Genomic DNA, 21632 nt, shown 5'->3' on the forward strand with positions numbered 1-21632 from the left:
GCACTGTGATCTTGTTGAAAAAACGAATTTGGACAATAGGTGGAAATAATAACATCTGATTTGTCATGCGGAGGCCCTTGGCGCATGGAGCCGACCCTGAGAAACCGTACCCTTGCAACGCTGAAAGGCGGTATCCCAGATCTGCCGCGCGGGCTGCGCACGGCGGCCAAATATGTGGTCGACCATCCGTCTGATTTTGGTCTGGACCCGATCCGGGATACCGCGCGCAAGGCCGGTGTCAGCACCTATACACTGGTCCGACTGGCCGAGCGGTTGGGCTTTGACAGCTTTGACGCCCTTCGCGACCCGTTCCGGCAGGCGCTGGTATCGTCCACCGCTGAGGACAGACCCGGCTGGGTCGAGGGGGTGCGCGAGGCAGGGGAACTGGGTCGGGTACAGGCCGAGGCGGCGCTGAACGGTATGGCGATCGTGCAACGGTCGTTGGAACAGGCCGATGCTGCGCGCATGGCGCGGGTGGTGGATTTGCTGACAGGCGCGCCAAACGTCTTTCTGACCGCCACGCGCGCCAGTTATGGCTTGGCTTATTATCTGCATTATGTGGGCCGGATGGCGCTGCCGTCGTTGCGGTTGATCCCGCGCCACATGGGCAGTCCGGTGGATGACCTGCATTCGGCCCAACCAGGGGACGTGATGATCGCGCTGACCTTTACGCCCTATTCGCGTGAAACCATCGATGCCTGCAAATTCGCCCGCCGTAAGGGCGTCAGACTGATCATGATCACCGACAGCGAGATCGTCTCCCCCGAGTTTCAGGCGGATGAGACTCTGTTGGCCTCGGTGCTGTCGACGCATCATTTCTGTTGTTACGCAGGTGTGATGGCCCTGATCGAAACGCTGATTGCCATGCTTGTCGCGCGCGGTGGCGCCGAGGCAAAAGAGCGAATCATGTCCTATGAGGTGTTGCGCCAAGAGACACAGGCCTACTGGGCGGTGCAGAAAAAACATTAGTTTTTGCCTCGGGGGGACGAATTTTGGAGCTTGGACATGCAGAAAGCCGAGCTTGACCAGTAGATGTTCCCGGATCGGGGCGGGATTTGCGTCGCTCCGAGGCGGGCGGGACGCCGCGTGCGACTCCGGCAAAGAGGTCTTCGAACAAGCCAGCGGATGATATTTTGCCTCGGTCACCCGATGGGATGTGTCGCGGGCAGTAGGGCGCGCGGTGAGACGTGGGCAGTGATTTTGACAAGACACCCTTGGCCGTTCCCCACCGCCATTAAGATTTTCTAAAAGCTGATCGACGACAGTGAAACGATCAACAGGGTTGATTTGCACATCTTTAGATTGCAAGCTGATATAGCCGCTCTCCATTTAGGTTTTCACATATGCTCCGCACCCGCGCCGCCGCCGCTCTTTTTGTTCTCATATCCGGAGGGGCTGCGGTCGCGCAGGTTGAAAGTACCACGCTGCCGCTGCCATCGGCCTTGCCGCTGCTGGACTACGAGGCACAGCTGTATCCGTTTATCGCCGACCGCACCTTTGCGAAGGAGGGCTGGACCCGCGACAAAAGCTGGCGCGACACCGGGCCGTTTGTGCTGGACACCTCATACGGCGTGCATCCGGCGGTGCGTATCTATTATTCGCCCGAGGTTCTGACTTGGCTTGAGGGCGGTCGGACGGGCGCCATTCCCGATGGTGCGATCGTGGTCAAGGAAATGGCCTCTCCACCTGCCGCGCGATACGTCGAATACCGTGAGATGCTGGCGTTCATGCATCCCGACGATCCCGCCAAGGTCGAGGCAGAGATGTTGGAGTTTCTGCGCACCACCGGAGGGCTGAACTGGACCGTAATGGTAAAGGACAGCGCGCTGTCGCATGGCGGTTGGTTCTTTGCCTCTGTCGGGCAGTCGGCGACGGTGGACAGCTTTGACCCGCCGTTTACGCCACCTTCGGGGCAGGCGGGGGACGGGATGTGCATGCGTTGTCATGCCTCTGCCGCAGAGGAACTGATCTATTCCAGCCTCGACAATGTCGAAGGCTATCCCGGTGAGCCACTGATCTTTCGCGTCGACGAAAGCTGGCGCGATATGGAGGGGTTTCCGCCCGGTCCGTTCAACCTGCCGGCCGTCCAGCGCCCCGCCATGGGGGCCAGTGAGGCGACATTGATTGAGGATTTCTTTCACAATGAGACGGCATTGGCTAAATCCAACGCCAAGGTCGCGCCGTCCCCGGTAGAGATTAACCCGATCTTTGCGGCAATGTTCCCCCCCACGGGCGGCATCGACGTTCCGCCGGGCAAGGTACAGACCCTACCCAGCGAATGGCTGGACCATGTGCCCGCGCGCCCCAACGACACCCAGCATTTCCTGACGTCTGACAACTGCATCGGCTGTCATGGAGGGCTTGGTGGGCCACCCTCTGGCACCACGATGTTCCTGCAAACCGGCCCGGATTACGGAGACGGTTACAACATCTCGGAATATGGTGAATGGCGGTGGTCGCCGATGGGGTTGGCCGGGCGCGACCCGATCTTTTTTGCCCAGCTCGAAAGCGAGTTTGCCCTGCTGCAGGCGGCGGGCGAGGGGGATCTGTCGTCCAACCTTGGAACCACCTGCCTGTCCTGCCACGGTGCGATGGGACAACGTCAGTTGGAGATCGACGCCCACGCCAACCCGGACAAGGGGCTGGACCCGAACGATTTCAAAGTTGCCTATACGCTATTGCACGCCCCGCTGACGGAAGCCGAGGAAAAGGCGCAAAAGGCGGATGGCACCTATGACTATCACGCCTATGGCAACCTTGCGCGTGAGGGGATTTCCTGCACGGTCTGCCATCATATTGCGCCCCCCGAACGGGCCATGGGCCAGCCGGAATACAACAAGCTGGACACCTACCTGATGAACGGCACTACCGGTGTCTTTCGCCTGAACGACGCGGACAAGTTGATCGGCCCGTTTGCCGATGTGCGTGAGAAACCGATGCAGAACGCCATGGGCATCACCCCGGTCAAGGACGACTACATCAAGGACAGTGAACTGTGCGGCGCGTGCCATACCATCAACCTGCCCAATGTGGACGCCCCCAAGGACAAACCGCTGGAGGGCTACACAGTGGCCGATCAAAAGGTGTTCAACGACGCGGCCAAGAACGGTGCGGCCTTTCTCAACACCGAATATGGCGTGACCTTTCCGCAGGGGCTGACCGATTTCCAGCACTCGGTAGAGCAGGCGACTTATATCGAATGGGTCAACAGCATCTACAGTGACAAGGGCACTGCGCAGTCCTGTCAGGATTGCCACATGAAGTCCGATTTCCAAAGTGTCGATGGCAGCCTGTCAGTGCCCGCCATAACCACGCAGATTGCCACCATTCAGGACACCAAACTGCCCGATGTGGCCAACCTGTTGCCGCAGGAGGAAGTCGATGTGCCGTTCCGCGAAGGGTATCGTCGGCACAGCTTTGTCGGGCTCAATGTCTTTATGGTCGAAATGCTGCGCCAGTTCAGCGCCGAGATGGGCATGAGCCGGACTGATCCAATGACCTATGCCACCAATGGCGCACAGCTTGCCATCGACACGATGGTCTTGCAGGCGCGCGAAGAGACGGCGGATGTCACGCTGGACCTTACCGAAGGCTATGGCGGGCTCGTGGCCAATGTGGACGTGACCAACAAGACCGGGCACAGGTTGCCCTCTGGCGTCGGATTCCGCCGTGCGTTTCTTGAGGTGCGCGCCGTGGGCGCGGATGGCACGACGCTGTGGTGTTCGGGCTGCACCAATGGCGCAGGTGTGATTGTCGATCCCACAGGGACGCCGTTGAAGACAGAGTTTCTGGATGTCGTACCGGAAGGCGCGGACATGGCGCTGTACCAACCGCATTACAGCGTGATCACCGACCAGACGCAGGTGCAGATCTATGAGGAACTGACCCAGAACGCGGAACGCGCGTTTACCACCAGCTTTGTGCACCGGGTCTATCATCCCAAAGACAACCGCCTGACGCCGCATGGTACGCTGACCCCGGGCACGCCGGAGTTCATCGCCAAGTTCGGGGACAGTGAGGTCACAGCGGCCTTTATGAAGGCGACAATGCCAGAAGGGCGTGCGGCGTCAGACCCGGATTTTGAACCCGGCTCTGACGGGGTTGAATACCGGATCACGTTGCCGGAGGGGACGGACCCGGCCAAGGTGACGGTGACCGCAACTCTCTATTCGCAGGCAATCCCGCCCTATTTCCTCAAGCAACGGTTTGAGACGGCACCGGATGGCCCAGCGACCCAACGACTGTATTACCTTGCCAGCCGGCTCAAGACCGAAGGCACCGCAATCGAGAACTGGAAGCTGGCAACCGCAGCGGCCTCTGCCACGTTGCAATGAGCAAGGGACCCTAGGCATCTGGAGGGACGTTCATGTCGGCCCCCGCGCATCCGGTTGCCCGCGCGGGGGGCAAGACGGAGCCTTGAAAGTGAGCCTTAACCACGTTGACCACGTTGTCGACAAGCCGAACCTCGCGCGGCGCGTCACGTGATGAACTCGGAAAGCGATATGTGTTATTTGTCATTGGATATGTCAATTCTCTCCCTATAGCACGGTCAGAAGGCTGTGGTTGGAGAAACGAATGTCTGATGACATGACGTATCATTATATCATTGTGGGGGCCGGGACCGCCGGGTGCCTACTGGCTAACCGTCTGAGCGCTGATCCTGACACCCGCGTTTTGCTGCTGGAGGCGGGCAAGCGTGACACCTATCCTTGGATTCACATCCCCGTCGGGTATCTTTACTGCATCGGCAATCCGCGCGCCGACTGGATGTATCACACCGAACCGGACAAGGGTCTGAACGGGCGCAGCCTGCGGTATCCCCGCGGCAAGACGCTGGGCGGGTGTTCGTCAATCAATGGCATGATCTACATGCGCGGGCAGGCGCGAGACTATGATAACTGGGCGCAGCTGACCGGAGAGGATGCCTGGTCATGGGCCAACAGCTTGGCGGACTTCAAGCGGCATGAGGATCACTACCGGCTGGACAACGGAGACGATCCGCAAACCGGCGACAACAGCCGGTTTTCCGATCTGCACGGCAAGGGTGGCGAATGGCGGGTGGAAAAACAGCGTCTGCGCTGGGATGTGCTGGACAGTTTTGCCGATGCCGCCGCCCAGACCGGCATCGAGAAGAGCGTGGATTTCAACACTGGCGACAATGCCGGTGTGGGGTATTTCGACGTCAATCAGCGATCCGGCTGGCGGTGGAACACCTCAAAGGCGTTTTTGCGTCCGGCAAAGGACCGCCCCAACCTGACCATCTGGACAGAGGCACAGGCCGAACGGCTAACCCTGTTCCGCGACGAAAACGGCGCACTGCGTTGCGATGGCGTCGTGGTGAACCGGGCAGGGCGGTCAGTGACGGTCAAGGCCCACAAAGAGTTGGTCCTGTCGGCGGGGGCAGTGAACACCCCGGCACTCCTGCAACTGTCCGGCGTGGGGCCCGCGGACCTTCTGCGCCGTCACGGGATCAAGGTCGAGATGGATGCCCCGCAGGTCGGAGAGAACCTGCAAGACCACCTGCAAATCCGCGCTGTGTTCAAGGTGAAAGGGACCAAGACACTGAACGCGCTGGCCTCGACCCTGTTTGGCAAGGCGATGATCGGGCTGGAATACGCGGTCAAACGCACCGGTCCCATGAGCATGTCGCCCAGCCAGCTGGGCGCCTTCACCCGGTCTGACCCGTCGCGGCCGCACGCTAACCTAGAATACCATGTGCAGCCGCTCAGCCTTGATGCCTTTGGCGAACCGCTGCACGGCTTTCCTGCGATCACGGTGTCGGTCTGCAACCTTAATCCCACCTCGCGGGGGCACGTCCGGATTGGCTCTGCCAACTTTCGTGATGCGCCAAAAATCACGCCGAACTATCTGGCAACGGATGAGGACCGTCAGGTCGCGGCCGACAGCCTGCGGCAGGTCCGTCAGATCATGGCGCAGTCAGCGATGGCGCAGTATCATCCGGAGGAATTCAAACCCGGTGCGATGTACCAGTCGGACGCAGACCTGACAAAGCTGGCAGGCGACATTGCCAGCACGATCTTTCATCCCGTCGGGACTGTCCGCATGGGGCGCGCTGACGATGCGGACGCACCGTTGGATCCGCATCTGAGGATGAAGGGCATTCAGGGGCTGCGCGTGGTCGATGCCTCTGTCATGCCGGAGATCACCAGCGGTAACACCAATGCGCCCACTTTGATGATCGCGGAAAAGGCCGCTGCGTGGATGGTGACCGGGCAATAAGGCCCCCGCCGCAAACGGGCCGCGGCATCAGGCCGCCAGCAGTAGCCTCGCCTCATGACGTTTGAGCGTCGGTGCTACGGGAGGCGCGACGTGGCTGTGGCTTTGCAGTTCGGGAAAGACCGCCAGCAGCTCGGCCCGCGCGGCTGGCGCGAGGTTGTTCAGCGCGCAGGGGCCGGGATACAGGCTTTCGGTCGGGACACCCTCTGACAGGATGATTTCATGCCGGTCAAATAGCAGATGCACATAGGTGACGAATTCGACGTCCTCAAAGACCACGTCCGATCCGTTCACAAATTCCTGCGCCGCGATCAAGGCACCGCTGAGACCGAACAGCAACGAGACACGCCAATCGCGGACCAATATCCGGTGTTGCGGCGATACGATCAGGTCGCGGGTGTTCCCGATTGCCCCGGTGCGAAACCGGATGGGCCTGTTGTTCTCATGTATCCGGTAGCGCCGCTGTCCGACCCAGCGCACGGTGGCCTTGCGTCCGTTGATCGTCGTGACGTGGTGCCCCGGCCCGATGTGTTCCACCGGTTTGGGGCCGTCCGGCGTCTGGATCAGGGTGCCGGCCGCAAAGCACACAGGTTCGACGTAATCTTCGGCGGCGAAACTTGGACCTTCCTGGGCCGAGACAACGGTCAGTGGGACACCGACCGGCGGCCAGTCGCCCGGATCACCGATAAAGGCGATCCCTTCGATCGTGGCGTAAGAGGGAGAACTGTCGCGGACATTGAAGGCGACCAGCGTATAGGTGTTCGTACCGTCTGATACGGTAAAGGAGTATTCCGCCTCGACGATGCTGCCACTGCCGTAAGAGACGCCATTGACCGTCTGAGCGCCGTTCAACTGTTGCCCGGTGTCGTTGTCTGCGAAATTCGTGTCGCTGTCGTTGATCGAAATGGGCGACCAATTGGTCGAGTCGAGCGTCAGCGTGCGCCCAACCAGATGAGAGCCATCGCCCTGCGTGACGCCATCAAGTTGGCCACCGCCGCTGATGGTGACATCGTTTTCGCCCAAAACCCAGATGTTGTAGGTCGGCATGTGCCTCTATGCGCCCCTTAACAATTTGGACCAGACTAAAGCGAAATTTGGGCAAAATTTGGGCAAAACCGTTGGGACCGGAAACGTCGGCCGACCTCCCGTTCAAAAAAAGCAGAATTCCGGGGTGACAGGCCCCCGGCCCGACCTGATTTGCCGCAGTCAGTCTCCATAAGGTTGTGTTGGCCCCCATTGTTCCCGGTCCGCGGACAAATGAGACGCCATGACGGCGCTGCTGTGGCTCCAGTGCATAACATCCCCGCGAGCTGTGCCGCGAGGGTTGCTTTCCAGCACGCAACTTTGTCATGTGTTCCTTTGACTGCCCGCGCCTGTCAGGGGCCGCCAGCTTTTGTTGGATACCTAGGGTGCGTGCGACTCTGTTTTATTCCTTTGAGGGCGTATTGACGCTTTCCGGGACAACGCGAGAGGAAAATCGTGCGACCCAAGACACTTGTCCGGACGACCGCCATTGCGGCCCTGTCTACCGTCACTTTTCAAAGCGCCCCGGCTTTGGCCGATGCGGGCAGCCTGCTTGATCCTCAAACCCGCGCGCTGCAAATGCAGCAGTACGAAGAGGACCGTACCAAGACGATTCTCGAACTACAGCCGTTCCGCACCACACAGACCGCGCAAGGTGCTGATGGCACCAGCTACGAACTTGTCACCCTAAACCCGGGAGCCAATTCATGGTTCCTTCTGACGGTCAGCTCTGAGGGTTTCTGGTCGAGCACGCGCAAGTTTCACTTGGAACTGGCCGATCCGGAGCGCAGCAATCTGACCTTGGTCGCCGGGGCCGAACCCGAGTTGGTCATCGCAGGCGAGGCAACAGAATTTCGCTGTGCGCCTTGGTCCGGGCGCGGCCCGGAACTGGACGACGCGCAATACCGTGGATTGCCGTTTGCGCCGATCTGCGATGAGCGGCTCTTTTTGCGCAACCGCGTCAAAGGCAATTCGACCAACCGCGAGGCCGTCGCGGACTTTCTGCGCGACAACGTCGTTTTTGGCGAAAGCCTGGTCAACATGATCAAGGGCTCTTTCTACGAAGATGCCTTTATGAACTCCGGTCCGGTGATCGAAGGCGCAGATGCCGGTGAGACGGTCAAGGCGCTTGGCAAAGCGCAACTGGACAATGCGCCGGTGTTCCGGACCAGTTTCAACTTTGACCTCGACGGGGCCGAGGGTGGGCGTGTCGAGGCGGGCAGCTGGTACGCGATCAGCGATATTCCGGGTGTCTACGCCAGCGCCATGCAGCCGGGCATGATCTCACGCGACATCCTCAACCGATCAGGTGAAACCAACGGCCTGGACGGTGTGGAACGTGGTGCGGACGTCTATCTGGTTGCTTACGATCTGGAACAATTCGAACTGGGGTATGAGCTTGGCACCGATCACCCGCGCGTCGACTGGTCGCCGCGGCCTTCGGGTGCGGGGCGCAACTACCGGATTCCTGGCCCGGACGGTATCGACGATTCAGCCCCGCTGGTGCGATCGGGGATGCTCAGCCCGGCCAAGACCGAACGCGTCGTCGGCACCTTTGCATCTGGGTTCAAACGCAGCCATGGCGCGTGGCGTCTGACGGACAAGGCCTATACGAATTATGGCCACCACTATGGGTTCATCAGCGAAGGTGTGGTCTTTTCCAAACTTCAGCCCGATCTGGCGACCATCTTCGTGCTGGACGATGGCTCCATCGACATGCGCACCTGGACTGAGGCGGACAACGCGCTGTTGCCGCGTATCCGCTATGCCCGCCAGAACGGCGTCGCGGTGATCGAACCCGATCCGGCAACCGGTGTCGGTGTGCCCGGCAGCCAAATCCGCAGCTGGATGGGCGGCAACTGGTCCGGTGACGCCGACGCCAAGCTGCGCACCTTGCGCGGCGGGGCCTGCATGAAGACTGCCGGGGGACGTCAGTTCCTGTTGTACGGCTATTTCTCGACGGCGACACCCTCCGCCATGGCGCGCACCTTCCAGGCCTATGGCTGTGACTACGCCATGTTGCTGGACATGAACTCACAAGAACACACCTATGCGGCTGTATACACACATGAAAATGGCGACGTGGTACCGCATCACCTGGTGCGCGGTATGGCGGCAATCGACTCCAAACGCCGCGATGGCACGCCGATCCCGCGGTTTGTGGGTTTTCCAGACAACCGCGATTTCATCTATCTGTTGAGGAAATGAGGCTGCCCATGATGACGTTTCGAAAACTTCTGGGCCCTGCGTTGGCGGTTGCGCTGGCGGGGGGCCTTGGCGTGTCCGAAGGTGTGGCGCAGACGTTGCAACAAAACAACGATCTGATGTTCCGCCAGATGCAAGAAGCGCGCGGTGTCACGAACGCGGAATTGGGGCGCATCCGCGAGATTTTCGCCGGATCGCGCTGGATCGGACAGGGCAATCCGTCGATCACGCGCCACCCGCTGACACCGCAACAGGCGCAGGCGCGGCTGCCCGCACCGGCGCTGGAGTTCTATCGCGACAAGAGTTTCGAAAAGATCTGCGGTGAGAAATACATGGCGCCGCTCTATGATCCGGCGACGCAGAAACCGTCTGACGCCACGGTCTGCGCTGACATGTTCGAATACCCCAACGTGCCGCTGGCCTATCCGGTGACATGGGTCCGCGCGCGCGAGGCGGCACTGCTCTGCGCAGCAGAAGGCAAGCGGATTGGCGACGCTCATGAATGGGAGGGAGCCTCACACGGGGCACTGACCCCGCCGGATTATTTCTTTGGCATGAGCGTGCAGGCGGCCCGGGCGGCGCACAACCGCAAATACGAATCCAGCGCCCGCTATAGCATTGGCCCGACGTGGAAAAGCGGCGTCTGCGCCACCAACAGCACTAAATCCAGCAGTTGCGATGGCGGCAGCTTTGCCGGCTGCGGATCGAACACCTATCCCGCCGGCAGCTTTCCCGCCTGCAAAAGCCCGCTGGGGGTCTATGACCTCGACGGCAATGCGGCGGAACACATGAACCTGCCGTTGGCTGCGGATCAGATGGCCAGCCGGGGCAGCACCAAACTGGGTGTTACGGAAATGAAGGGCAGCTGGTTCATCTGGGACAAAGTTCGCGCACATACCCATTGGAGCCGCTGGCGTGCGCCCTACTGGCATGGCACCCGCGTCATGGCCGGGAACAGCCATCACAATTATCACCTTGGGTTCCGCTGCTTCAAAGACGTCAACTGACGGCAGCCAAGAGACACCAATGTAGAACGCCGCCCGGTTATTGACCGAGCGGCGTTTGTCTTTTGATCTGGGCTTTGGGGCATTGTCCGCCACAGTTTCACTGTGGGGACTGGCCGTAGCGTTCAGGCTATGTCGGGGGCGGGTGCGGCCCCGTCAGCCCCCGCCGCAGCAAACCCCTCAGTTGGCGCTGGCGACGCGCAGTTGGGCCGCGCGGATCGGACCCTCGTCGCTGACCAGATCGGCATAGTCCGGGTCTGCCATCAGATCGGCCAGGCGTACGGGACGCCCGTTCAGATAGGCAGTTTGACTGATCAACCGCACACCATGGCTATAGTCCGCATAGGTGGCGCCGTGCACGGTGCTGAGAGGTTGGATCGCCTTACCGTTGGTCCGGTGCCAGCCATAGATCGCCACGCGGCCCCGGTTCTTGTTCAGGCGGTTGCTCAGCACAAGATCCTTCTTGTGGCCTGCGATCAGCTGCCCGGCGACCGACGCACCACGCACCTGCGTCTCGACGGTTGTGTTGTGGCGTACAAGATAGTCGGTCGACGACATCTGCGGTCCCGGGGTCATCGGGCTGGGGGCCACGCGCTTGTCAGATGCGCGATAGATCTGATCGACCATGCGCCGCGTCGGTAACATCATGTCAAAGCGACCGGCAATCTGCATTGCAGCGGGCAGGCCCATGGGCACGCGAACAAAGTCGCGGTCGCTGCCGACGGCAAGATAATCCGGTGTCACGCAAAAGGTAACCTTGACTCCTGTGCCATCGCGGGTGCGGCCAGACACTTCGACCGGGACCAGATCCTGCAGGAATGAAGGCATGTTGCCTGCCATCATTTCACTGGCAACACGACGATCACGATCCGTGCCGCTGACGCGCATCAACCCGGACATGACCGCCTTGCCGCCTTTGGCAGAGCCTTTACGGTTCGGCATCGCGCGGGTCAGGCGTGTGTTGCACACAGCGCCTGCGACGGGTCGGTGTACGCTGCGCGGCAGTGCCGCCAGCGTGGTCTCGGGGGGCGCGGTTTCAGGTACATCGGCGATACGGGGTTCGGGCAGTTTCAGACCCTCCGGACGGGCAACCGGGCGCAACGAGACGGCCAACTGGACGCCCTCGGCCGTTTCCGACAAGTCAAATTCGGGGCGTACGCGTGGGCGGACGGTGGCAATTGTGGCCACGCGTGGCATGAGTGAGGATTTTAGCACCTCTGCCTGTGGGGCGGGCGAAACGATTTCCGGCACAGCGGCCAACGCCTGCGGCGCAGGGCGAACATCAGCTTGTGGCAAGGCATCGGCACCCGGCACGGAAAGACCGGACGGGGAGGCGCGCATCAGGTCCGGCGCGCTGGCATGGACACGCTGCACCGGGAGTTGGTGCGGCGGAGTCCAGGTCTGTGCGCGGGGCAGTCGGCGGACGACGTTTTCCACGATCACCCGGTCGGGCACATGGACTGGCACCAGTCGGCTGACCGTAACCGGCGCGACTGCGCCGGTGGACAGGTCTTGTTCTGGCGTCCAGAGCAGAACTGTGACCGCAGCAGCAGCGTTGACCGCCGCAAATCCAAGCGCCCCGGCGACAAAGCGCGGTTTGCGTGCCAGACCAGCAAGTCCGGAAAACCCGCTCTTGCGGTTTTCGGGAGTGTCGAGTTCAGAGGTGTTTGCCTGCATCATGCGCTGCCTCGTAGACGCCAAGTGTTAAGCGAACAATGACGTTGCGCCCGCGCATACCCGCCTTGGGCGGTAAGTCGCCAACGCAGCCCGCACGTGGCCTGTGGCTGCAAGGCCGCAAGTGCGGTCATGCGCCAATGCATTCGCTGATAGCGTTTGATCTCATCCGATTGGAATGAAAGGGTAACTGTGTATTTAAGTCAATTTGCTTCGGCAATCGGTGGCGGATTTCCGCGAGGGCATGCAGCGGGGCAACATCCCGCCGGGGCTTTAAGGGGAAAACGTCGAAAAGTTGAAAGGAACGCGTGGATGACCCGTTTGAAAACAGATCTGACCAAGGCGATTCTTGCCTGTGGGTTGTTGTCATTGGCCACGCCTGGGTTTTCTCAAGGCGCGCAAGAGGCTGCCGCGACCTGTCGTGATCTCGCCGGACCGGCCACTGCAGAGGCGCCGGTCAGCAAGCAGGCGGTGTCGGATTACTTTCGGGCGTTGCGGTCGGCGCGGGCAGCGTGTGAGCGTGCGGTGATCGGGGCGGATCCTGATCCAGAGGCCTTGTTCAACGTGGCGGTGCTGATGCAGACGGATGGTGAACACGCGCTGGCGCTGGAGACGTTTGAACTGGCCGCTGAGGCGGGGGTTGCTGCGGCGCGGACCAAGGTGGGGGATTACTACAACTTTGGCACTGGCGGCGTGCGACCCGATATCGAGCGGGCGATGTCCGAGTATCGTGCCGCATCAGAGGCGGGGGATTTGCCCGCTCAAGCGACGCTGGCGATGATGAGCGGGCTGGGGCGTGGCACGGCGCGTGATTTCCGCCAGATGATCACCCTGCTGGAGCAGTCCGCCGACGCTGGCTATCATTTTGCTCAGCTTCGGCTGGCCGCCATCTACATGCAGCCCAACAATATCCCGCGCAGTCTGGCCGATGAACTGGGCCTGCCGGATGTGGTCAAGGCGGCAGAGATGTTGGAGAGAGCCTCGGCCCAAGGGAATGAGGATGCGGCGCAGGCGTTGCAGACCCTGTATTCTGAGGACGGGCCGGTGACGGACCCGGCTCAGCGGGCGGCCTTGATCCGGCGGTCGGCGCAGGGCGGCGATGCGGCCGCGATCAATGCCTTGGGGTTCCTGTATGAGCGCGGCGAGGGCGTGGACTATGACCCCGAGCAGGCCGCCTCGCTTTATGTTCAGGCATTGGAAACGGGCAAGGTTTCGGTCAATGAGATCCGCGGCACGGTGTCGGGCCGGGCGGTGCAATGGGATCGCGAGACGGCGCTGGCTTTTCAGCGGATCTTGCAGGAGCGTGGGCTGTATGATGGCGCATTGGATGCCAAGATTGGTCCCGGCACTTTGGGCGCGGCGCGGGGGCTGGCGCAGTAGTGTCCACGCGTGGACAGATTGCCCCCCTAATGAAATCAATGGTTTGCAGAGGCGTTTTAACCTCTGCTTAACAAAGGCCCGGTGTCCCGATGGGGATGCCGGGCCTTTTGTTTGCGGCGAGGGCACAGCCAGTGTTGATGTACTTCGCTTGGGCCCGCAACACCTGCCTTGCGCCGCTCAGCCGTCAATAAAGGTGGGTCGCGCCAAGGATCTCATAGTAGGTTGTCTTTGATCTGATCGGGCGTTCGTTCCATGTCTCGCAGGGGGCAAGGCCGTGTTCCAGAACGTAGCCCTGCCGCGCGTATTGATTCAGCACCTCGACCCCGGACAGACCGTTCAGCGGCTTGTTCAGTGCAAAGCCAAGACACAGGCCGGACGTCAGCACCGCCATATACATCTCTTCGCTGATCCTGTTCTGAGGCAGAACCACGGTCAGGACACCGCCGTCGATGGCCACGCTTTGCGGTTGCCACATCGCAAGCAGTTCGCTTGCCACCGCCTGCTGGTCGGCCATTGCCGGCGACCCCAGCACGGTCAACACCGCCACAGTTTTCACGATTTTCATGTCTGTCGAACCTTCGCTGCAAAACCCAAATGCGGACAGCCCGTTGCCTTTAGCCCAGCAACCGCATGCCACGGTCGATCCCCTGAAGCGTCATCGGCACCATGCGGTCCTCGAACACCTCGCGGATCATCTGGATCGATTGGGTGTATTGCCAGTGCTTTTCGGGCACCGGGTTGATCCAGAGGTGATCGTGCCACTGGTCGCGGGCGCGTTGCAGCCAGACCTGACCGGCCTCGGCGTTCCAGTGTTCGTTTGCCCCGCCGGGATAAGCGACCTCATAAGGCGACATGGAGGCATCGCCGACGAAGATGCATTTGTAATCGTGGCCGTAGGTGTTCAGCACCTCCCATGTGGGGGTCTGCTGATCATAGCGGCGGGCATTGTCGCGCCAGACGCCCTCATAAAGGCAGTTGTGAAAGTAGTAGTGTTCGAGGTGCTTGAACTCTGACCGCGCGGCCGAAAACAGCTCTTCGACCACACGGATGAACGGGTCCATAGAGCCGCCGACGTCGAGAAACAGCAGCACCTTGACCGCGTTGTGACGCTCTGGCCGGGTCTGGACGTCCAGATACCCGTGTTCGGCGGTGGCACGGATGGTGCCGTTCAGGTCCAGTTCCTCTTCGGCACCTTGGCGCACCCAGCGGCGCAGGCGTTTCAGCGCGACCTTGATGTTGCGGGTGCCCAGCTCGACGCTGTCGTCAAGGTTGCGGAATTCGCGTTTGTCCCAGACCTTGACCGCGCGTTTGTGGCGGCTTTTGTCCTGACCAATGCGGATGCCTTCGGGGTTGTAACCATAGGCGCCAAAGGGCGAGGTGCCAGCGGTGCCGATCCACTTGTTGCCGCCCTGATGGCGGCCTTGTTGCTCTTTGAGCCGCTCTTTGAGCGTCTCCATCAGCTTATCGAAACCGCCGAGCGCCTCAATTTCGGCGCGCTCTTCGTCCGTCAGGTGTTTCTCGGCCTGCTTGCGCAGCCAGTCCTCTGGCAGGTCAACCGCCTCTAGCACCTGTTCCGGGGTGATCTGGTCCAGCCCCTTGAACGCGGTCGCAAAGGCGCGGTCAAAGCGGTCGAGGTGGCGCTCATCCTTGACCATCGCGCTGCGGGCTAGAAAGTAGAACGCCTCGACGTCATAGGTGGCCAGCCCGGCGCGCAGACCTTCGAGAAAGGTCAGGTATTCGCGCAGCGTGACGGGGACGCCGGATTTGCGGAGGGTCTCAAAGAAGGGCGTGAACATGGCGCGACGCTAAGCGAGCGGTGGCCCGAGGGCAACCGGACAGGGGATCAGCCCAGCGATTTCTCGATGGCGATGGTCACGAGGAAACCCAAGAGGCCAAAGGCGATGGCAAAGCCGGCCGCGTATTGGGCGATATCCGCCCAGTTGCCCTTGCGCCGTTTGGCGGTGGTTCCGCCGATGATGGCGCCCAGAAGCGCCCCCAGGATCACGATCATAACGTCCCTTGTCCCTGCCTTGCCGGGTTGAGCGCGCCGATTTCGCGCAGCTTGGCGCGCACCGCCCAATCAGAACCGAAGCCGTATCGCGCCCAGCCAAGCGAGTCCACCCGGACGTTGCGGCCCTCTGTGACGCGGCCGGACAGTTCCATCGCCTCGGCCCGCAGCATCAAGAGGGTCGCCAGCAGGGCGGCGTTTTCGTGCCGCGCGGCGGTGTCCAGATGCGGGGTCAGGATGGCCAGCGCGCCTTGCGGATCGCCCGCACTGATCGCGTAGGCGGCCAGTTGTGAGGCGACATAGGCGCGGTGCAGGGCGGTGTCCGGGCTGCGGCCGAAATAGCGCTGTGCCAGAATGAACTGGTCCTGTGCCTGTTGCGGATCGGTGGCTTGCAGCAGCCGACCCATGGCGTAGTGCGAAAAGGCGCGGCGGTGATCGGTCCAACCCATCGCCGAGGCGACCTTGAGCGCCTCGATCGCGGCGGTGCGGCGCTGTGCCGGGTTTGCGCCGGGGCCAAGCGCGGTTTCCACCGCCTCAATCCAGACGCGGGGCGTTTTGGCCAGCCGTTTGGGGGCGATGCCCTGACCGCGCGGGTTGATCCGCGACAGGATCGCGGGCAGCCGATCCGCGACCTCGCGCCGGGACATGCCGTTGCGTAGGGACGGGTCGTAATAAGCGCGCAGGATCAGCATGTCATAGCCGGTCAGCACGGTATGCACGTTGTCGTCGTTGAACACGCTGTCGGGCAGGCGGTAGAGGTCATTCAACGGGCCGATGGCCTGGGCAAGTTCCTCATGCAGGCAGTCGCGGACCTCTTGCGGTGAGGAGTCGTTGGGCAGGAAGATCGCCAGTCGCTCGCGTGAGCGCAGAGCGGTCCAGCTGACCTCTCGACTGCGGCGCTTGCTGCGGTATTCCGCCAGCGAGGACACGTTGGGCACCACGAAACAGGCGGCCTGTGGCAAGGCGCTGCGGATCTCTGATCGGCTGACAGCCTGCACGGTGATATTGGCGGCGGGGACATCGGTGAGGGCAATGTCGATCCCGGCCTCATTGCGCAGGCGGTGGATCAGGCGGCGCAGGTCGGGGACCAGAGAGGACGGCGGCGCGCCGGTAATGCGCACGGAGATCGGGGCCTCAAAGCGGGTCAGGACCGGCAGGGGTCGCCCGGATTCCAGCGTAAAGGCAAGATCCAGGAAATCGCGCGCAATGTCCGAGTTCGAGGCAACCGGGGCCTGCGGGCGTGGGACCGCAAAACTTTTCATCGGCGGCAGCGCGCTGGAGCCGTCAACGCCCGCAGCGCGGGTGGCGGCGGTGTCGGACGGGGACACCGGCATACACGCGCCCAGCATGAGATAGAGTGGGACCAGCAGTCGACGTGTTGTGCGCATCAGACCCTCTGGTACTTGATAAAGGGTGTGAGCGTGCCAATCCGGTCATACAGGCGGCGCGCGGTCGTGTTGAAATGCTGGGTGTTCCAGTAGACCGACGGCGCGCCGTGGGCATCGGCGGCGGCATAGACGCCCTCGATCAAGGCGCGTCCGACGCCGCTGCCGCGGCTGTCGGGGGTGGCGTAGAGATCCTGCAGGTAACAGACCTCTTCGATTTTCCAGCCGTGGCGGTGAAACAGGTAATGCGTCAGGCCCACAAGCTGGCCGTCACTTTCGGCCACCAGCGCATTATGGTCGCGAGGATCATCGCCCAGAAGGCGGGCGAAGGTGGACACATAGACCGGCTCTGGGACAGAGGATTCGTAGAAGGCCAGATAGGCCGTCCAGAGCTCTCGCCACGCCGGTTCGTCCGCAGCACGCAGGGGGCGCACCGTGAGAGCCGTATTTTGGGACACTGTTGAAGCCTGCCTGCCTATTGTTTCTCGTGGATGCCTTAAAGCATCCTTAAGTATTCTGTCCTCTGTATGGTCACTATAGGGCAAAAGCTGGGTTTCTGCCCAGCCGTATGGAAGCCTGTGGATAATTTTTTCCCGATTTCGGGAAGGTCGAAGAAAACCTATTGTTTTCCAGCGGTTTGATCGGGCAGAAGTGGGACCGTTCTGCCACAGGTGCGCGCCGCAGGGCAGGCAGCATGGGACGGATCAGGCCAGCCAGGCCAGCGAAAGCAGGGATAGCAGGCTGGTCCAGATGATCACCGGTGCAATACTGTCGGTGCGCACGCGGTAGAGCAACGCCAGCGAAAAGGCCATCGCGCCTGACGGCCCGGCCGCGGTCAGGGTAAAGAGCGTTTGCCAGTCGGTCGGCGCAGCCACCAACCAGACGGTCCCGGCCACCAACGCCGGAAACGCCAGCAGCTTGAGCATGGCCACGGTGCCGATCAGGCGGGTGGGCATCAGCGCATGGCTGGACAGGATGACGCCCAGCGCAAACAGTGTCAGCGGTGCAGCCCCGGCCCCGGCAAAACCCATTGCGGTCAGGACGGGTTCGGGGACGGTCAGGCCCAGCAGGTTGACGACCAGCCCAAGGGCGATGGCGATCAGCACGGGATTGGAGACGATCCGTTTCATCGCCGGACCCGGACCGCCGCCGCGATTGGCCATAAGATCCGTGGTGACGATGAAGAAGGCAAAACTGATTGCCGAGTCCCATGCTACGATGGCGGTGACGGGCAGGGCGGCGGCCTCTCCGTAGATCAGAAAGCTGATCGGCCAGATATAGAGCAGCGTGTTCACAAAGATGACCGCCATGGCCAGCAGCCACGCCTCTAGCAGTTCTCGTTTGAACAGCACCCGGCAGACGGTAAAGGCCAATCCAAACAGGAGCACCTGCGCGCCGGCATAGGCAGCCAATGCCTCAAACCGGAAGGCCGACCAGTCCAGCGCCGAGATCAGCGGAAAGATCAACGCCGGTTGCAGGATCAAGAACGCGACTCGGTTGACGGCCCCGGCCTCCTCCCGGCTGACCTTGGCGGTGCGGCCCAGTAGAAAGCCAAGCGCCAGCATGGAAAACACCGGCAGAATGTCATGAGTGAGGATCTGGAGCATGGCTTTTCAAACCATGTGGCCGCGCGCGCCACAAGCCCCCGAATGGCAGGGCACTGCGGCGATCTTGGTCCGGGGCGACATCCGCGACAGGCCCCGGTCAACGTTCTTGGCGCTCAGGCGTCCCCAGTGGCGAAACCGGGTATAGCCAGTTCTGGTTCAGCCTATGGGCGTTTCGGTCCCACGGCGCGGACAGGAACACCCATGTGCGGCGGCAAACCAGATGTCACGGACTGTCAGACTTTGTCGTGAGCCGCACATCCTGTGTCAGCCTGTCTGTTTTTTGGGCCTCAGCGTTGGCCGCGCGCCATAAAGGCGAGGCGTTCGAACAGGTGCACGTCCTGTTCATTTTTCAGCAAGGCGCCGTGCAGTCGGGGCAGGGCGCTGGCACCGTCGCGCTTGAGGTCTTCGGCGTCCAGATCCTCGGCCAGTAGCAGCTTGAGCCAGTCGAGCACCTCGGAGGTGGAGGGCTTTTTCTTCAGGCCCGGCTGGTCGCGCAATTCATAAAACTGGGTCAGTGCGGTGGTCAGCAGAGCGGGTTTGATGCCGGGGTGATGTACCTCGACGATCTTGCGCAGGGTCTCTGTGTCGGGGAATTTGATATAATGAAAGAAGCAGCGGCGCAAAAAGGCGTCGGGCAGTTCCTTTTCATTGTTCGAGGTGATGATGACGATGGGGCGATGTTTGGCCCGCACGGTCTTGCCGGTCTCGTAGACGTGGAATTCCATCTTATCGAGTTCCTGCAACAGGTCGTTGGGGAACTCGATGTCCGCCTTGTCGATCTCATCAATCAACAAGACCACCTTGCCGTCCGCGTCGAAGGCCTGCCACAGCTTGCCCTTGCGGATATAATTGGCCACATCGTTGACGCGCTCGTCGCCCAGTTGGCTGTCGCGCAGGCGGGAAACGGCGTCGTATTCATAGAGGCCCTGTTGCGCCTTGGTGGTGGATTTGACCGCCCATTCCATCATCGGCAGATTCAGCGCGCGCGCCACCTGACGGGCGAGTTCTGTCTTGCCGGTGCCGGGCTCTCCTTTAACCAAGAGCGGCCGTTCCAGCGTCACGGCGGCGTTAACCGCCATGGTCAGATCGTCTGTCGCGACATAGTCCTTGGTGCCTTCGAACCGCATGGCAGGAACCTCTTTGTTGCTCGTTTGGGCTTGAGGGGTAGAGACGCAGGCAACGATTTGCAAGCGCCGCCCGGGGGCGTTACACGGTGCGCAAGATGCGTCTTTCCGACGACAATCCCTGGATTGTCCCGGTCCGGCAGAGTTATGCCACCGATTGGCCCCGACACGGCCCTATGGCTGCCGCAAATCGGACCCGGATCGGCGCTAATGTGACGTGACAAGCGTGTCTGGTTGGTTTAATGGCTGCCCGCAGGGGTGCCAGATATCTGAGGAAATTTAAAATGACAGATATTGGCGTTGACGAGGGAGCGGAGATGAAACCCGAAAATTTTCTGCCCGAAGATTACCGTCCTGCCGAAGATGAACCATTCATGAACGAACGGCAGACGGAGTACTTTCGCCGCAAGCTTTTGGCTTGGAAGGCCGAGCTGATGTCAGACAGCCGCGATACGATCGAAGCGCTGCAGGAAGGCACGCGGAATATTCCCGATGTGACCGACCGCGCCAGCGAAGAAACCGATCGCGCGCTAGAACTGCGGACGCGCGACCGTCAGCGCAAACTGGTTAACAAGATCGACCAGGCGCTGCGTCGTATCGACGAAGGTGAATACGGCTATTGCGAAGTGACCGGTGAGCCGATCAGCCTGAAACGGCTGGACGCCCGTCCGATCGCCACTATGAGCCTTGAGGCGCAAGAGCGCCATGAGCGCCGCGAGAAAGTCCACCGCGACGATTGAGCCGCACAGTTCCATGTGAATGAACAACGCCGGGGTCTTGCCTCGGCGTTTTTCGTTTGTCATGGGAATGGCATGGATTTGTCGGGCCTCAACATCACGATCATCGGCGCCGGGATCGGCGGTTTGGCGGTGGCGCTTGCGTTGCGGGCGCGGGGCGCGGAAGTGCGCATTCTGGAACAGGCCGAGGCGATCCGCGAGGTGGGCGCCGGAATCCAGATCAGCCCCAATGGCCTGCGCGTTCTTCAGGCGCTGGATTTGGGCGAGGGGTTTCGCCGCATCTCGGTCCGGGGGCGCGCGGTGTCTCTGCGCAACCTGCGTGGGGGCGAGGTGCTGCGGATGGATCTTGCCGGTTTGCCCGAAGATCACAGCTATCGTTTTGTGCATCGCGCCGACTTTGTCGAGCTGCTGGCGGCGCGCGCCCGGGCGGTGGGCGTGCGGGTCCGGTTGTTGCAGAATGTGCGGGATGTGACACCGGGGGCGTCGCCGCGGATCACACTGTGCAACGGTGACGCCACCTGCGCCGATCTGGTGATTGGCGCGGACGGGCTGCATTCAGTGCTGCGTCCGGTGCTGAATGGCGCGGCGCAGCCGTTCTTTACCGGGCAGGTCGCGTGGCGGGCGGTGGTCCCGAACAAAGTCAGCCATCCGGCAGAGGCGCGGGTCCACATGGGCCCCGGTCGGCACATGGTGAGCTATCCGTTGCGCGGCGGCGACATGGTGAACCTTGTCGCGGTGCAAGAGCGCAGCGACTGGGCCGCCGAAGGGTGGAGCCATCGGGACGATGCTGCCAATCTGCGCGCCGCTTTTGCCGGGTTTGGTGGCGTGGTGCCGGGATTGCTGTCGGGGGTGGAAAACCCCGGCCTTTGGGGGCTGTTTCGACATCCCGTCGCGCGGCATTGGCACGGCGATCATGTGGCGCTGCTGGGCGATGCGGCGCATCCGACGCTGCCGTTTCTGGCGCAGGGCGCAAACATGGCGCTGGAGGATGCCTGGGTGCTGGCGGATGCTTTGGCAGGGGCGCGGGACATGGCCGAGGGGCTGGCCACCTATCAGCAGCGGCGGCGCGCCCGCGTGGTCAAGGTGATCGACGCGGCCAGTGGCAACGCGTGGAAATACCACCTGCGCAATCCGCTGGTGCGCGGTGTGGCGCATCTGGGGCTGGGTGTGGTTGGCCGCTTGGCCCCCGGTGCGATGATGCGCAGTTTCGACTGGCTGTACGGGCATGATGTGACCGCCTGACCTCTT

At 61.8% G+C, this 21632-nt stretch carries 17 protein-coding genes; 8 read left to right on the forward strand and 9 right to left on the reverse strand.

Translation table 11 applies throughout. The features are described 5' to 3' along the window. Positions 1-84 precede the first annotated feature (84 nt). The 3 genes from ANTHELSMS3_RS15940 to ANTHELSMS3_RS15950 all read left to right on the forward strand — a co-directional run bounded on the left by ANTHELSMS3_RS15940 (position 85) and on the right by ANTHELSMS3_RS15950 (position 6240). On the forward strand, positions 85-969 hold the full coding sequence (locus ANTHELSMS3_RS15940) for a MurR/RpiR family transcriptional regulator (RefSeq protein WP_094035732.1): 885 nt from the start codon (positions 85-87) through the stop codon (positions 967-969). A gap of 374 nt (positions 970-1343) precedes the next feature. Continuing rightward, the gene (locus ANTHELSMS3_RS15945; RefSeq protein ID WP_094035733.1) at positions 1344-4334 is read left to right on the forward strand and encodes a hypothetical protein; all 2991 of its coding nucleotides are present in this window, start codon (positions 1344-1346) and stop codon (positions 4332-4334) included. A gap of 241 nt (positions 4335-4575) precedes the next feature. Continuing rightward, positions 4576-6240, forward strand: a complete 1665-nt coding sequence (locus ANTHELSMS3_RS15950; protein WP_094035734.1) for a GMC family oxidoreductase — start codon at positions 4576-4578, stop codon at positions 6238-6240. A gap of 27 nt (positions 6241-6267) precedes the next feature. On the opposite strand, the gene ANTHELSMS3_RS15955 is transcribed toward ANTHELSMS3_RS15950, so the two are convergent. Further along, positions 6268-7284 (reverse strand): Hint domain-containing protein, encoded by a 1017-nt coding sequence (locus tag ANTHELSMS3_RS15955; RefSeq protein WP_094035735.1) that lies wholly within the window; start codon positions 7282-7284, stop codon positions 6268-6270. 432 nt (positions 7285-7716) lie between these two features. Here ANTHELSMS3_RS15955 and ANTHELSMS3_RS15960 point away from each other — a divergent pair, with 432 nt between their 5' ends. Next, entirely contained in the window at positions 7717-9468 is a 1752-nt protein-coding gene (locus ANTHELSMS3_RS15960) for a hypothetical protein (protein ID WP_094035736.1), read from the forward strand. Positions 9469-9476: 8 nt separating this feature from the next. Continuing rightward, positions 9477-10472, forward strand: a complete 996-nt coding sequence (locus ANTHELSMS3_RS15965) for an SUMF1/EgtB/PvdO family nonheme iron enzyme (RefSeq protein WP_254694757.1) — start codon at positions 9477-9479, stop codon at positions 10470-10472. Between the two features lie 177 nt (positions 10473-10649). On the opposite strand, the gene ANTHELSMS3_RS15970 is transcribed toward ANTHELSMS3_RS15965, so the two are convergent. Next, a complete protein-coding gene (locus ANTHELSMS3_RS15970) occupies positions 10650-12149 on the reverse strand; it encodes a hypothetical protein (protein WP_094035737.1) in 1500 nt (499 codons plus the stop codon). A 306-nt stretch (positions 12150-12455) separates the two neighbouring features. On the opposite strand from ANTHELSMS3_RS15970, the gene ANTHELSMS3_RS15975 reads away from it, so the two are divergent. Continuing rightward, positions 12456-13523, forward strand: coding sequence for a tetratricopeptide repeat protein (locus ANTHELSMS3_RS15975; RefSeq protein WP_094035738.1), 1068 nt, complete (start codon positions 12456-12458; stop codon positions 13521-13523). Positions 13524-13707: 184 nt separating this feature from the next. On the opposite strand, the gene ANTHELSMS3_RS15980 is transcribed toward ANTHELSMS3_RS15975, so the two are convergent. The 7 genes from ANTHELSMS3_RS15980 to ANTHELSMS3_RS16010 form a co-directional block, all read right to left on the reverse strand. Further along, entirely contained in the window at positions 13708-14088 is a 381-nt protein-coding gene (locus ANTHELSMS3_RS15980; protein WP_094035739.1) for a hypothetical protein, read from the reverse strand. Positions 14089-14137: 49 nt separating this feature from the next. Beyond that, complete coding sequence (locus ANTHELSMS3_RS15985; RefSeq protein ID WP_094035740.1) at positions 14138-15319, reverse strand: vWA domain-containing protein; 1182 nt, start codon at positions 15317-15319, stop codon at positions 14138-14140. Between the two features lie 47 nt (positions 15320-15366). Then, a complete protein-coding gene (locus ANTHELSMS3_RS15990; RefSeq protein ID WP_094035741.1) occupies positions 15367-15534 on the reverse strand; it encodes an apolipoprotein acyltransferase in 168 nt (55 codons plus the stop codon). Further along, positions 15531-16919: a DUF2927 domain-containing protein gene (locus ANTHELSMS3_RS15995; protein ID WP_094035742.1), complete on the reverse strand. Its 1389-nt coding sequence runs from the start codon at positions 16917-16919 to the stop codon at positions 15531-15533. The genes ANTHELSMS3_RS15990 and ANTHELSMS3_RS15995 overlap by 4 nt, the downstream gene beginning before the upstream one ends. Then, positions 16919-17374 (reverse strand): GNAT family N-acetyltransferase, encoded by a 456-nt coding sequence (locus ANTHELSMS3_RS16000; protein WP_094035743.1) that lies wholly within the window; start codon positions 17372-17374, stop codon positions 16919-16921. Before ANTHELSMS3_RS16000 ends, ANTHELSMS3_RS15995 begins: the two co-directional genes overlap by 1 nt. A 246-nt stretch (positions 17375-17620) precedes the next feature. Next, on the reverse strand, positions 17621-18523 hold the full coding sequence (locus ANTHELSMS3_RS16005; RefSeq protein ID WP_094035744.1) for an AEC family transporter: 903 nt from the start codon (positions 18521-18523) through the stop codon (positions 17621-17623). Positions 18524-18810: 287 nt separating this feature from the next. After that, positions 18811-19650 carry an AAA family ATPase gene (locus tag ANTHELSMS3_RS16010; protein WP_094035745.1) on the reverse strand — a complete coding sequence of 280 codons (840 nt, stop codon included), beginning with the start codon at positions 19648-19650 and terminating at the stop codon, positions 18811-18813. Positions 19651-19964: 314 nt separating this feature from the next. Here ANTHELSMS3_RS16010 and dksA point away from each other — a divergent pair, with 314 nt between their 5' ends. Next, positions 19965-20387 carry an RNA polymerase-binding protein DksA gene (gene dksA, locus ANTHELSMS3_RS16015; protein ID WP_094037177.1) on the forward strand — a complete coding sequence of 141 codons (423 nt, stop codon included), beginning with the start codon at positions 19965-19967 and terminating at the stop codon, positions 20385-20387. A 72-nt stretch (positions 20388-20459) separates the two neighbouring features. Further along, complete coding sequence (locus ANTHELSMS3_RS16020) at positions 20460-21626, forward strand: FAD-dependent monooxygenase (protein ID WP_094035746.1); 1167 nt, start codon at positions 20460-20462, stop codon at positions 21624-21626. Positions 21627-21632: the final 6 nt, after the last annotated feature.

This window comes from Antarctobacter heliothermus, from assembly GCF_002237555.1.
Taxonomy (GTDB): Bacteria; Pseudomonadota; Alphaproteobacteria; order Rhodobacterales; family Rhodobacteraceae; genus Antarctobacter; species Antarctobacter heliothermus_B.

Bases quoted from the DNA above. Each gene is read 5' to 3' on its own strand.
- ANTHELSMS3_RS15975 (WP_094035738.1), top strand. From the start codon at position 12,456: ATGACCCGTTTGAAAACAGATCTGACCAAGGCGATTCTTGCCTGTGGG.
- ANTHELSMS3_RS16005 (WP_094035744.1), bottom strand. From the start codon at position 18,523: ATGCTCCAGATCCTCACTCATGACATTCTGCCGGTGTTTTCCATGCTG.
- ANTHELSMS3_RS15965 (WP_254694757.1), top strand. From the start codon at position 9,477: ATGATGACGTTTCGAAAACTTCTGGGCCCTGCGTTGGCGGTTGCGCTG.
- ANTHELSMS3_RS15955 (WP_094035735.1), bottom strand. From the start codon at position 7,284: ATGCCGACCTACAACATCTGGGTTTTGGGCGAAAACGATGTCACCATC.
- ANTHELSMS3_RS16020 (WP_094035746.1), top strand. From the start codon at position 20,460: ATGGATTTGTCGGGCCTCAACATCACGATCATCGGCGCCGGGATCGGC.
- ANTHELSMS3_RS15985 (WP_094035740.1), bottom strand. From the start codon at position 15,319: ATGTTCACGCCCTTCTTTGAGACCCTCCGCAAATCCGGCGTCCCCGTC.
- ANTHELSMS3_RS15990 (WP_094035741.1), bottom strand. From the start codon at position 15,534: ATGATCGTGATCCTGGGGGCGCTTCTGGGCGCCATCATCGGCGGAACC.
- ANTHELSMS3_RS16010 (WP_094035745.1), bottom strand. From the start codon at position 19,650: ATGCGGTTCGAAGGCACCAAGGACTATGTCGCGACAGACGATCTGACC.
- ANTHELSMS3_RS15970 (WP_094035737.1), bottom strand. From the start codon at position 12,149: ATGATGCAGGCAAACACCTCTGAACTCGACACTCCCGAAAACCGCAAG.
- ANTHELSMS3_RS15950 (WP_094035734.1), top strand. From the start codon at position 4,576: ATGTCTGATGACATGACGTATCATTATATCATTGTGGGGGCCGGGACC.
- dksA (WP_094037177.1), top strand. From the start codon at position 19,965: ATGAAACCCGAAAATTTTCTGCCCGAAGATTACCGTCCTGCCGAAGAT.
- ANTHELSMS3_RS15945 (WP_094035733.1), top strand. From the start codon at position 1,344: ATGCTCCGCACCCGCGCCGCCGCCGCTCTTTTTGTTCTCATATCCGGA.
- ANTHELSMS3_RS15940 (WP_094035732.1), top strand. From the start codon at position 85: ATGGAGCCGACCCTGAGAAACCGTACCCTTGCAACGCTGAAAGGCGGT.
- ANTHELSMS3_RS15980 (WP_094035739.1), bottom strand. From the start codon at position 14,088: ATGAAAATCGTGAAAACTGTGGCGGTGTTGACCGTGCTGGGGTCGCCG.
- ANTHELSMS3_RS15995 (WP_094035742.1), bottom strand. From the start codon at position 16,919: ATGCGCACAACACGTCGACTGCTGGTCCCACTCTATCTCATGCTGGGC.